Source organism: Paraeggerthella hongkongensis (assembly GCF_003726035.1).
Lineage (GTDB): Bacteria > Actinomycetota > Coriobacteriia > Coriobacteriales > Eggerthellaceae > Paraeggerthella > Paraeggerthella hongkongensis.
In genome coordinates this window covers 21,061-33,065 of record NZ_QICD01000014.1, presented here as the reverse complement: position 1 = coordinate 33,065, position 12,005 = coordinate 21,061, and the positions used below count along the sequence as shown (strand labels likewise).

7 protein-coding genes are annotated in these 12,005 nt (G+C 61.7%); 6 read left to right on the top strand and 1 reads right to left on the bottom strand.

Features of this window, described 5'->3' with window-relative positions; all coding sequences use genetic code 11:
* Positions 1-258: 258 nt before the first annotated feature.
* From dnaE to DMP08_RS07850, 3 genes are all read left to right on the top strand, one after another.
* On the top strand, positions 259-3,720 hold the full coding sequence (gene dnaE / locus DMP08_RS07860) for a DNA polymerase III subunit alpha (RefSeq protein ID WP_123192378.1): 3,462 nt from the start codon (positions 259-261) through the stop codon (positions 3,718-3,720).
* A gap of 198 nt (positions 3,721-3,918) precedes the next feature.
* On the top strand, positions 3,919-4,761 hold the full coding sequence (truA, locus tag DMP08_RS07855; RefSeq protein ID WP_123192405.1) for a tRNA pseudouridine(38-40) synthase TruA: 843 nt from the start codon (positions 3,919-3,921) through the stop codon (positions 4,759-4,761).
* A 39-nt stretch (positions 4,762-4,800) separates the two neighbouring features.
* Complete coding sequence (locus DMP08_RS07850; protein WP_123192377.1) at positions 4,801-4,998, top strand: hypothetical protein; 198 nt, start codon at positions 4,801-4,803, stop codon at positions 4,996-4,998.
* A gap of 51 nt (positions 4,999-5,049) precedes the next feature.
* Here DMP08_RS07850 and asnB read toward each other — a convergent pair whose 3' ends face one another.
* The gene (asnB, locus tag DMP08_RS07845) at positions 5,050-7,005 is read right to left on the bottom strand and encodes an asparagine synthase (glutamine-hydrolyzing) (protein ID WP_123192376.1); all 1,956 of its coding nucleotides are present in this window, start codon (positions 7,003-7,005) and stop codon (positions 5,050-5,052) included.
* Between the two features lie 213 nt (positions 7,006-7,218).
* Here asnB and DMP08_RS07840 point away from each other — a divergent pair, with 213 nt between their 5' ends.
* The 3 genes from DMP08_RS07840 (at position 7,219) to DMP08_RS07830 (ending at position 11,991) form a co-directional block, all read left to right on the top strand.
* Positions 7,219-7,917 carry a TetR/AcrR family transcriptional regulator gene (locus DMP08_RS07840; RefSeq protein WP_161555444.1) on the top strand — a complete coding sequence of 233 codons (699 nt, stop codon included), beginning with the start codon at positions 7,219-7,221 and terminating at the stop codon, positions 7,915-7,917.
* Between the two features lie 452 nt (positions 7,918-8,369).
* Positions 8,370-10,235, top strand: coding sequence for an ABC transporter ATP-binding protein (locus DMP08_RS07835; protein WP_123192375.1), 1,866 nt, complete (start codon positions 8,370-8,372; stop codon positions 10,233-10,235).
* Positions 10,219-11,991, top strand: a complete 1,773-nt coding sequence (locus DMP08_RS07830) for an ABC transporter ATP-binding protein (protein ID WP_123192374.1) — start codon at positions 10,219-10,221, stop codon at positions 11,989-11,991. Before DMP08_RS07835 ends, DMP08_RS07830 begins: the two co-directional genes overlap by 17 nt.
* Positions 11,992-12,005 lie beyond the last annotated feature (14 nt).

Here is a 12,005-nt window from a genome sequence, read left to right as displayed (position 1 = left end):
CGAACCTGCGACGTGCGGCTCGAGGTCGCTTGGCAACGCAACGGCTGAAAGCCGCCATCGAAGCAAGACGCAAGCCCCCGATCCATTAGGGTCGGGGGCTTTTGCGTGCGGCGCGCGCGATGCCCGTGCGATGCGAGGGTTCTGTCCGGCTTGCCCCTTGCGAAAATCCATCGTTTGTTCGAACACCTTTTCGGGCAATGCTGGTATCATGACTACAACCAAAATCCCGCGTATCCCTAACTGATTCGAGGCATAGCTATGGCATTCGTCCACCTGCACAACCACACTGAATATTCCTTGCTCGACGGCGCAACGCATGTGAAGGACATGGTCAGGCGCGCGGCCGAGTTGGGCATGCCCGCCGTGGCGATCTCCGATCACGGCGTGATGTCCGGCGTGCCCGAGCTGTGCGACGCGTGCGACGCCGTCGAGAAGGAAACGGGCATCCGCGTCAAGCCCATTTACGGCTGCGAAGTGTACTTCACAACCGATGAAGAGCTGCGCAAGGACGTCAAGCCGAAGCTCTACCACCTGCTGCTGCTGTCCAAGACCAACGAGGGCTACCACAACCTGCTTCGTCTGGTAAGCGAGTCGCACGTCGACAACTTCTACTACAAGCCGCGCACGACCTTCAGCATGTTGCAGAAGTACGGCAAGGGCATTATCGGCTCGTCCGCCTGCATTGCGGGCATCATTCCCAAGCTGCTCGACAACAACCAGTTCGACGAGGCGCTTGAATGGGCGCATAAGCTGGCCAGCTGCTTCGATCCGGGCGACTTCTACATCGAGCTGCAGAACCAGGGCATCATGACCGATGCCGGCCTTACGCAGACGCAGCTCAACCATCAGTTGACGAAGCTGGCTCAGGCGGCGGGCCTCAAGACCATCGCTACGAACGACTTCCACTACCTGACGCGCGAGGACGCCCGCGCGCAGGACATCATGCTGTGCATCGGCACGGGCAGCGCCATGAACGACGCGAACCGCATGCGCTTCGAGAACGACCAGTTCTACATGAAGACCGAAGAGGAGATGCGCGAGGCGCTCAAGGACTTTCCGGAAGCGTGCGACAACACGGTGGAGCTGGCGGCCAAGTGCGACGTGGTGCTCGAGCGCGATTCGGTTCTGCCGCGCTTCCCGCTGCCCGAAGGGGAAACCGAGGACAGCTGGTTTCGCACGCGTGTCCAGGAAGGCCTGATCAAGCGCTACGGGGATCCGGTGCCGCAGGAGGCGCAAGAGCGCGCCGACTACGAGATGAGCATCATCATTCAGCAGGGATTCCCGGCGTACTTCCTGATCGTGCAGGAGTACATCGAGTGGGCTCGCAGCCAGGGCATCGGCGTTGGCCCGGGCCGTGGATCGGCTGCAGGCGCCATCGTGGCGTACGCCATGGGCATCACCGACTTGGACCCGCTTTCCAACGGCTTGCTGTTCGAGCGATTCCTTTCGCCCGAACGCGTGGAGATGCCCGATATCGACGTCGACTTCGAGGATGAACGTCGCCAAGAGGTCATCGAGCACATCAAGGAAGTGTACGGCGAGGATCACGTAGCCGGCGTTATCACCTTCGGCAAGCTGCAGGCGAAAAACGCCGTGCGCGACGCTGCGCGCGTGCTGGACTATCCGTACAGCACGGGCGACAAGATCACGAAGATGATCGGCGACGAGCTGGGCATCACCATCGACAAGGCGCTCGAGACGAACCTCGACCTCAAGAAGGCGTACGAGACCGAAGAGGACGTGAAGGCCGTCATCGACGCGGCCAAGTCCATCGAAGGCCACGTGCGCGGCGAGGGCGTGCACGCGTGCGCCACCATCATCTGCCGCGACCCCATGAGCGAGCACGTGCCCATGAAGCGCGATACCAAGGGCGGCGGCATCATCACGCAGTACGACGGTCACTACACGCCCGACCTAGGCTTGCTGAAGATGGACTTCTTGGGTCTGCGCACCCTGGGCGTGCTGTCGCGCGCGTGCCGCAACATCGAGGCGCGTTTCGGCACCAAGGTGATCCCCGAGGAGATTCCCATCGACGACGAGCGCGCGTTCGTGCTCATGCAGTCGGGCAACATGGACGGCTTGTTCCAGGTGGAGGGCGCGCTGTACGTGGGCTTGTTCGCACGGCTCCCACCTAAGCGCTTCTCGGACATCGTCGCCTCGATCGCGCTCAACCGCCCGGGCCCGTTGGAGTCCGGCATGGTGGACGACTACGTGAAGGTGGCAAGCGGCAAGACGCAGATCCACTATTACGACGAGCGTTTGCGCTCCATCCTGGAGGAAACGTACGGCACCATGGTCTACCAAGAGCAGATCATGCAGATCTCCATGGCCATGAGCGGCTTTTCCGCTGGTAAAGCCGACAAGCTGCGCAAGGCAATGGGCAAGAAGAAGCTCGACGTCATGCGCGGGTTGCAGGAAGACTGGAACAACGGCGCGGTGGAGAACGGCTACTCGCTTGAGATCGCCAAGCAGATCTGGGAAGACGCCGAGAAGTTCGCTAAGTACGCGTTCAACAAATCGCACTCGGCCGCATACGCCATCTTGGTCATGCGCACCGCGTATTTGAAGGCGCACTATCCGAACGACTTCATGGCGGCCGTTCTGTCCAGCTACATGGGCAACACCGATCGCCTGATTCGCTATATCTCCAGCTGCAACCACAACGGCACGCCGGTGCTGCCTCCCGACATCAACTCGTCGAACGCCGAGTTCACGCCGGTTGAAGAGGGCATTCGCTTCGGCCTGGTCGGCGTGCGCGGCGTGGGGCGCAACGTTGCCGACGAGATCATCGCCGAGCGCGAGGCGAACGGCCCCTACACGTCGCTGCACGACTTCGTGAACCGGTTGGACGCGAAGTGCTACAACCGAAAGACGCTCGAAGCGCTCATCAAGGGCGGGGCGTTCGATTCGACGGGCTACACGCGCAAGCAGCTCATGTACTTCGTGGACGAGACGCCGCTTCTGGAAAGCGCGTCGAAGCGTCAGAAGGACCGCGAGCGCGGGCAGGTGTCGATGTTCGACCTGTTCGGCGACGACCCCGACTCGGGCTTCGAGGAAGAGGTTCCCGCTCCGGACGGAGTGGAGTGGCCGAAGCGCCAGCTGTTGACGTTCGAGAAGGAGATCATGAAGATCTACGTCTCGGACCATCCGCTGCGTCCGTACGAGAACTACATCGCCCGCATGACGAAGTTCCAGCTGGGCGATCTGGCCGAGCGCACGAAGGAGATCAAGTCGGCCGTGTTCATCGGCATGATCTCGTCCGTGGTGACGAAGCTGACGAAGCGCGGCACGAAGATGGCCACGTTCTCGTTGGAGGATACGACGGGCCATGTGGAGTGCATCTGCTTCAAGTACGACGAGAACGCCGAGGCGATTCAGGAAGACGCCATCGTCAAGGTGAAGGGCAAGTTCGAGCACAGCGACCGCGGCAACCAGATCATGGCGTTCGAGATGGAGGCGCTAGAGCTGAGCGAGGACGACGCGCGTCCCTCGCATCTGGAGCTGCGCGTGCCGATGGCCGATTTCGACCAGTCGAAGTCCTTGCGATTGAACCGCATTTTGAAGTCGTATCCCGGGCGCGACGGCGTGGTGCTGTTCGTCCAGCAAAACGACGGGCACAAGTTCCGCGCCGAACTGCCCATAACCGTGGATTCGAACAGCCCCATCATGAAGTCCGAGTTGCAGGAGCTGTTCGGCGCGCAGGTGTGGAGGGCGTCGTAAGGCCGCAAGGCGCGTTGCCCAGTCTCTCGGCAGTCCCGGGCTCGCACGGACGGCCCGCTGGGCTGTCCGGCTCGTGCGGAACTCGCTTGGTGGGCAACGCGCCCTGCGGGCCGACTGCGCGGCGGCGGTGATTGACGATTTGGCAAGGGAGGGCGGTTGCGCTTGGTCGCGCGGCCGCCTTCGTTTATGATGGTTGCTATGAATACGACTACTTCTTTCCAACAATCTTGTTCTTCAGAGACCTGCGATGCGCCCGGTGCGTTCGTAAAGCCCCAGCTCGACCATACGCTGGCGTTGACGCTGTCGTACAACGGCGCGCCGTTTTGCGGGTTCGCCCGCCAGCCGGGCAAGCTGACGGTGCAGGGCAATCTGGAGGAGGCGCTGCGCCTGCTGTTCAGGCGCGACGTGGAAACCACCTGCGCGGGGCGCACCGATTCGGGCGTGCATGCGCTGGGTCAGGTGGTGAGCTTCGACGTGAGCGACGAGGATTTGAGCGGGCGGTCGCTCTTCTCGTTGCGTCGGTCGCTGAACGCGCTCACGCACGAGGGCATCACCGTACGCGAAGTGGAGCCCAAGAGGCCCGGTTTCTCAGCGCGTTTCGATGCGCGAGCGCGCGAGTACCACTATCACCTGTGTGTGGACAGCACCGCCCCCATCTTCATGAAGGACTTCTCGTGGTTTGTTCCCGGCGGCTTGGATATGTCCGCCATGGAGGCAGGCGCCCATCATTTGCTGGGCGAGCATGATTTCAAGAGTTTTTGCATGGCTGTTTCCGCGGTGGACAAACCGACGCATCGTAATGTTCGCGAAATCTCGTTTCATCCCGAAACGTTCATGGGCGAAAACATCATCACCATCAAAGTGGTGGGAAACGCGTTCCTTCATTCCATGGTGCGCACGATCGTGGGCACGCTGGTAACCGTGGGACGCGGCCAGCGCGATGCTGACTGGGTGCGCGAGGTTCTGGCGGCGCGCGATCGGCGTGCGGCGGGGGAGAACGCCCCTGCTCAGGGCCTGGTGTTCTGGCGCGTTATCTATTAAGGAAGTTCAGGAACCTTTCGGTCGCAAAGGTGGTGCAGCATGTTCGAGAACAAGAAGCCCTTGCCCGCGGCGTGCGCTGCCGATAAGGGAAAGGCGTGCCGAGCGGTCGATTCCGACGCACGGCACGATGCGTTCGCACGATTTCGTCATCTGTACGAAAGCCGCGATGGCGGCCTGTGCGTGTTCGAGGACGAGCACGGCCATCTGGTGGCCGTCGATGCGTCCAAGCTGGTGTAAAACGTAAGGCCCGCCGGTTGTGCTCGACGGGCCTTAGGATGCTTCGACCTGTTAGGCGGCGGGCTTGTCCGGGATGCTCCGGTCCACAAAATAGATCTTGTACCACATGAGGAACATGTAGACTATCCAGATCTTGCGGGAGCGGTCGGCTCCGGCCTTGTGCTCGTCGAGCAGTTTCACCAGCTCGTCGGTGTTGAAGAACGTGCTTGCAAGCTCGCCGGTGAACCATTCCCTGATCTGGTTGTAGTAGCGTTCCTGGCGCAGCCAGTTCACCACGGGTACGGGGAAGCCCAGCTTCTCCTTCTGCGCCCAATCCTTCGGGATGGCGCGCTCGGACGCTTCGCGCAGCGTGAGCTTCGTCTGCTCGTCGTTGGCTTTCAGGCGCGTGGGAATGGTGCGCGAAACGTCGAACACCTGCTTGTCCAGGAAGGGAACGCGGCTTTCCAGCGAATGCGCCATCGACATTTTGTCCGTTTTCAGCAAGATGTCGCCTACTAGCCAAAAATGCAGGTCAACGTATTGCATGCGCGTGGTTTCATCGAGGTTTTCGACCTCGGCGTACACGGGGGCGGTCAGTTTCTGCGGCGAGCACGCTTGCACGGGCCGGCGCAGAAGGCGCTCGCGCTCTTCGGGGCTGAAGGCCACGCCGTTCGCGTTGGTGTAGTACCAGTCCTCGACGGTCTCGCTCGCGCGTTCCAGATAGTTCGCGCCGCGGACGCCCAGCGCTCTCGCGGCTTTCGATGCGCTGCGCAGCAGGCCCTTCGGCGCCCAGGACAGCTTCGCGTTGGCGAAGGGGGTCTGGTAGATGCGGTACCCGCCGAAGAACTCGTCGGCCCCTTCGCCCGACAGCACGGCCTTCACCTTTTTGGCGGCCTCTTGATCGACGAAGTAAAGCGCTACGGCGCTTGGGTCGGCCGAGGGCTCGTCCATGTGCCATTGCACGCGCGGGAGGCTTTCCCAGTACTCCTCTTCGGAGATGTGCTTGGAGTTGTTCTCTATTTTGAGCTCGTCGGCCAGCTCGCGGGCCCAGGTGATCTCGTCGCGCTCGCCTTCGTATTCGGCGAAGCCCACGGTGAACGTTTTGATGTCCGGGTTTTCCTTGGCTAGGCATGCGGCCATGTAGCTGGAATCGATGCCGGAGGACAGGAACGACCCCACTTCCACGTCCGCCACGTTGTGATAGCGCACCGATTCGCGCATGGCGGCGTCGATGGCATCCACGGTGTCCTGGCGGCTGCGGCTCTCGTCGAATTCGTAGGTGGGCCGCCAGTAGCGGCGTATGTCGATGGAGCCGTCCGCGCGCACGGTCATGCAGTGCGCGGGCGCAAGCTTGAAGATGCCCTTGAAGAACGTCTCGTCAAGGGCCGAGAACTGGAAGCACAGGTACTGTTCAAGCGCCTCTTCGTTGAGTTCGCGCTGGTAAACGGGATGCTCGAGGATGCACTTGATCTCGGACGCGAAAACGAACCGGCCCTCTTGCACGGTGTAGTAAAGCGGCTTGATGCCGAAGAAATCGCGCGCGCAGAACAGCTCGCGCGTCGTGCGATTCCAAATGGCGAACGCGAACATGCCGCGCAGGCGGTCGAGCACGCCTTCGCCCCAGGCGAGGTAGCCGGTGAGCAGCACCTCGGTGTCGGAGTTCGTCTTGAACGCCCAGCCTTCGGATTCCAGCTCGGCGCGCAGGTCGCGGTAGTTGTAGATCTCGCCGTTGAACACGATGGCGAAGTCGCCCTTCGTCGCGGCGGCTTCGGGCCCGGCGATGGGGGATCCGTCGCTTGCAAGGGCAGGGGAGGTGACGGCGGCGTCGTGCTCGGCGGTGGCGCGCACCATGGGCTGATTGCCCCCCGCAAGGTCGATGAGGGACAGGCGCCGATGCCCAAGCGCGATGCCTTGGTCGAGGTACTGACCCTCGCCGTCGGGACCGCGATGCGCCATGACGTCGCACATGGCTTTCAGGATGGGCGCGTCGGCCTCGTTCGCCCCGGTGAACCCGCAGATTCCGCACATAGTGAATGCTCCTTCGTTTCGGTACCCGACCATGATAGAGGAAAGCCGGCGTTGTCCCAAGCGCCATGCGCCCATCACGCCAAAACCGCAGATTTGCCGCAGCGTTTCGGACGCGCGCCGCGTCTGGCAGTCTGGCGTTGGCTCGGGGCGCTATGGACGGCGGGCTGTTCCGGTTGGGTGCGTTCGGGGCGGATGCGCTATCATGGTGGCCATGTGAAAAGATGGGACGGGCTGCCGATGGTGACGATGGACGGACGGGCAACGGCGAAGGAGAAGGTGGCGGAGCATGCTGCGTTACCTTCTCGCGAGCGTATTCTGGGCTGCGCGGCGAGGGAGTTTTTGGACAAAGGATTCGCTGAGGCGTCGCTTCGTTCGATCGCTTCTGCGGCGAATGTGACCACGGGCGCTATCTACGGGTACTTTTCCGGTAAGGAGGCGCTGTTCGACGCGCTGGTCGAGCCTGCGGGAAGCGAGCTGTACCGACGTTACGCGACCATGCAGGAGCAGTTCTACGCGTTGCCCGAAGAGCGCCAGACCCTCCAAGGCATGCAGGGGTTCGAACAGGTTCTGATCCATGACATGCTGGACTACGTGTACGACCACCACGATGCGTTCGTGCTGATTCTGGCGAAGGCGGCGGGAACGACGTGGGAGGGGTATCTTGACGGGTTCGTTGAGCTTGAACGGGAGAGCACCCATCGTTACGCCCGCATGATGCGTGAACGCGGAGAGGCCATTGCGGACATCGAGCCTGCTGCGGCGCGCATTCTTGCGAGCATGTTTTTCCGGGGCTATTTCGAGCCGCTCGTCAGCGGCATGCCGCGCGACGAAGCCCATGCGTTCGTCGCGTCGCTCGAGTGCTTTTTTCATGCGGGGTACGTCGAGCTTATGACCGCGCGCGAGCTTGAGTAGGAGATTGGCTTCGCATCCGGGAAAGACGAAAGCCCGCAAGAGGGGGGATCTTGCGGGCTTCGCTGCGATGGCTGGCCAGACGAGAGAAAACCACCATCGCCCGGTAAAGCAAAGAGGAGAAGTCGTCAAAAGGGCATCGATGCTTTTTCGGGAATTAGGAAAGGCATCGCGTTCATTTGACATTTGTTAGTTTAGGTTAACTTCTGGAAAAAGTCGAGAGGCGCCTTTCGGCAGGAGCGGGATTCATCGTTTCTTCACAATTGAGCAGATTGCGTGAAGGGCGGAGCGGATGGACGACGGGTTTTCCGTCGAGGCGCATGCTGGCTCGGGATGCCCGCTCAGGGGCTGCTGGGCGAAGAGGGCAAAGCGGGAAAATTCTTGCAGCACCGCTATGTAACAGTGTTATACTCCTAAAAGTAATCCATAGATAACTTTTAGGAAAGGGGCTGTGCATGGACGTTGGGAGCGAGGCTGCAGCGGGCGGTACGGTTTCGGCCGATCATCATGCCTCGAAGGCGTCGAGCGAGTGCAAGGGCGGTCTGCAAGGGCCGAACCCGATTGCCCTGCTGCTTGACTGGGCTGGCGGTGTGAATCGAGCGCGCTTTGCGCTATCGGTGGTGTTGGCGGTAGTGGGCGTGGCTGGCAGTATCGTGCCGTACTACGCTGCTGGTCAGATGATCGTGGGCGTGCTGGGCGGCGTGCGCGAGTTCGGCTTCTACCTTGGTTGGTGCGGTGTGGCCGCCGCGGGCTATGCCCTGCATATTGCGTTCCACTACGCCTCGACCACGGTGTCCCATGTTTCGGCGTTCTCCACCATCTCGATGATTCGTCGTCGGATGGCCGATAAGCTGACGCGCGTGCCGTTGGGCTACGTACTGGACACTCCTTCGGGCAAACTCAAGAACATCATGGTGGAGAAGACCGACAGTATAGAGCCCACGCTTGCCCATCTTGTCCCGGAGATGACGTCGAACCTGCTCGTTCCGCTGGCAGTGGTCGTGTTCATGTTCGTGCTCGACTGGCGCATGGCGCTTGTGGCGCTGGTCACGTTGCCGATCGGGCTCGTGGGGTATCTGGGCATGATGAAGGATTATGCCGCGTGGTACAACAAGACGGTCAAGGCGGGGGAGGATATGAACTCGGCATCGGTCGAGTACGTTAACGGCATTGAGGTGATCAAGGCTTTTGGGCAATCGGCCAGCTCGTACGAGAAGTTCTCTCAGGCGGTGGACCGCTATTCCCGTTCGTTCATCGATTGGATGAGCCACGTGCAGGTATTCCAAGATCTGGGGCTTTCCATTTGGCCGGCCACGCTGGTGACGGTTCTGCCGGTGGGCTGCCTGTTCGTTATGCAGGGTACGCTCGATCCGGCGACGTTCGTTGTGCTGGCGGTGCTGTCGCTGTCTATTTTCCCGCCGCTGTACGCGGCCATGAACTTTATCGATACGCTTGCGCAGATCGGCACCGTGGTCGAGCAGATTTCCTCGGTTGTTCACCAGCCCGAACAGCGCCGCCGCGATACGCCTGCGCGCGTGGAGGGCTCCCGCATCGAGCTTGACGGCGTACGGTTCTCCTACGGTCGCGAAGAGGTGATACGTGGGGCAAGCCTGGCCATCGAGCCGGCGCAGGTGACGGCGCTCGTTGGGCCGTCGGGCTCGGGGAAGTCGACGCTCGCGCGCCTGATTGCGGGATTTTGGGATGCGGACGAAGGAAGGGTCGCAATAGGCGGCGCGCAGGTCAACGACATGACGGCCTCCCAGCTGAGCGGGTGCGTCTCGTTCGTCGAGCAGGACAGCTACCTGTTCGACGACACGGTCATGAACAACATTCGCAGGGGACGGCCGGGCGCGACGGATGCGGACGTGGTGGCCGTGGCGAAAGCGAGCGGATGCCATGAGTTCATCGAGGGCCTTGAGGACGGCTACGAGACCGTGGTGGGCGGTGCGGGCGGTCACTTGTCGGGCGGCGAACGCCAGCGCATCGCCATTGCGCGCGCGATGCTCAAGGATGCGCCGGTGGTCATTCTCGATGAAGCGACGGCGTATACGGACCCCGAAAACGAAGCCGTCATCGAGCAGGCGGTAGGCCGGCTTGTGGAGGGCAAGACCCTCGTCGTTGTGGCGCACCGGCTTTCGACTATCGTCGACGCCGACAAAATCGTGGTGGTAAACGATGGGCGCATCGAGGCCGAGGGAACGCATGCCCAGCTCATGGAATCATGCGCGCTGTACGCCGGCATGTACAACGCGCATATCGACGCCAAGGACGCAACGCTTGCCGAGTCGGACAAGGGAGATCAGCATGTTGTCAACGTTTAAGAAGTACTTCGCCTTCGGGGGCAGCTACGTTGCCTACCTGAAGCGCGGAATGGCGTGGTCGGTGCTCAACTCGTTCTTCGAAGCATGGCAGATGATGGCGCTTGCCGTGGTGCTGTTCGCGCTAGCGGACGGAGCCGTGACGGAGTCCACGCTGTGGACGTCGCTGCTCATCATGCTGGGGAGCATCGTCGGATGCTTCGTCACGCTGCATTTCAAGAGCAGGAATTTCTGCAAAGGGAACTTCTCCATGACGGGCGAGAAGCGCACGCAGATCGGCGATCGCATGCGCTACCTTCCCATGGGCTACTTCAACGAGAACAGCCTGGGCGACATCGCGTCGACCATGACCAACACGCTCGACGACGTGCAGAACGCGGGCGGCCAGGTGTACATGAACGTCATTTCGGGATTTGTGTTCTCGGCGATCGTCGCGGTGATGCTGGTGTTCTTCGATTGGCGCCTTGGGCTGGTGGTCGTGGTTACGATTGCTGTTTTTCTGCTGGTCAATGCCTGGATGCAACGCGCGGCGCGCAACGTGTCCGGCCGACGCGTGGCGGCTCAGAGCGCTATCGTGGGCGCTGTTCTGGAATATATCCAGGGAATGAGCGTGGTGCGCGCATTCTCTTTGACTGGGGACGCGGAGCGGCGCCTTGACGCGGCGATCTCCGAATGCGAGCGCATGAACGTGACGATGGAGTTGCGTTTCTTGGCGTTTGCCATTTTGCAGGCGCTGGTAACGAAGACGTCAAGCGTGGCGATGTGCCTGGCATCCGCGTGGTTCTGGATTCAGGGGACCATGGATGCAGGCGTGTGCCTGGTGGCCATCGTCGCGTCGTTCATGGTGTACGGGAAGCTGGAAGCCTCGGGCTTGTTCGCCAGCCTGCTGCGTCAGATCGACATTTGCATGGACAAGGTGAACGACATGATAGCCACGCCGGCCATGAGCGAAGGCGCAGGCGTCTCGTGCGCGCGCAACCTTGACATCGAGGTGCAGGACGTTTCGTTCGGGTACGGCGATCGTACGGTGATCGACCGGGTCTCCCTGGCCATTCCGCAGAACACCACGTGCGCCATCGTGGGGCCGTCGGGGTCGGGCAAGACCACGCTCACCCAGTTGATCGCACGATTCTGGGATGTTGACCAGGGGCGCATCACGCTTGGCGGCACCGATGTGCGCGATTGGAAGGTGGATGACCTGCTTGCCAATTTCTCGATGGTGTTTCAGGGCGTGTACCTGTTCGACGATACCGTCGAGAACAATATCAGGTTCGGTCGCCCGAACGCTTCGCGCGCGGAGGTCGAGGAGGCTGCTCGGAAAGCATGCTGCCACGAGTTTATCGAGAAGCTGCCCCAGGGGTACGAGACGCGTTTGGGGGAGGGCGGCGCTACCGTGTCGGGCGGCGAGCGGCAGCGCATCTCCATTGCGCGCGCCATCTTGAAGGACGCTCCCATTGTCATCTTGGACGAGGCTACGGCCAACGTGGACCCGGAGAACGAGCGCGACTTGCAACGGGCGGTGGAAGCGCTCACGCGCAACAGGACCGTTATCATGATCGCCCACCGGTTGAAGACCGTTCGCAATGCCGATCAGATCATCGTGCTTGACCGGGGGCGTGTTGCGCAGCGCGGTACGCACGACGAGTTGATTCGCCAGCGGGGCATCTACGCCGACTTCGTGGGCATGCGCGAAAAGGCGATCGGCTGGAAGCTGGGCAGCGCGTCGAGCGGCGTGCCTGCGGCTGCTTCGGGCTCGTAGCACACGGCGGGAGG

Excerpts from the sequence above, each read along its gene's own strand:
- DMP08_RS07835 (WP_123192375.1), top strand. The coding sequence starts at position 8,370 with ATGGACGTTGGGAGCGAGGCTGCAGCGGGCGGTACGGTTTCGGCCGAT.
- DMP08_RS07850 (WP_123192377.1), top strand. The coding sequence starts at position 4,801 with ATGTTCGAGAACAAGAAGCCCTTGCCCGCGGCGTGCGCTGCCGATAAG.
- dnaE (WP_123192378.1), top strand. The coding sequence starts at position 259 with ATGGCATTCGTCCACCTGCACAACCACACTGAATATTCCTTGCTCGAC.
- DMP08_RS07830 (WP_123192374.1), top strand. The coding sequence starts at position 10,219 with ATGTTGTCAACGTTTAAGAAGTACTTCGCCTTCGGGGGCAGCTACGTT.
- asnB (WP_123192376.1), bottom strand. The coding sequence starts at position 7,005 with ATGTGCGGAATCTGCGGGTTCACCGGGGCGAACGAGGCCGACGCGCCC.
- truA (WP_123192405.1), top strand. The coding sequence starts at position 3,919 with ATGAATACGACTACTTCTTTCCAACAATCTTGTTCTTCAGAGACCTGC.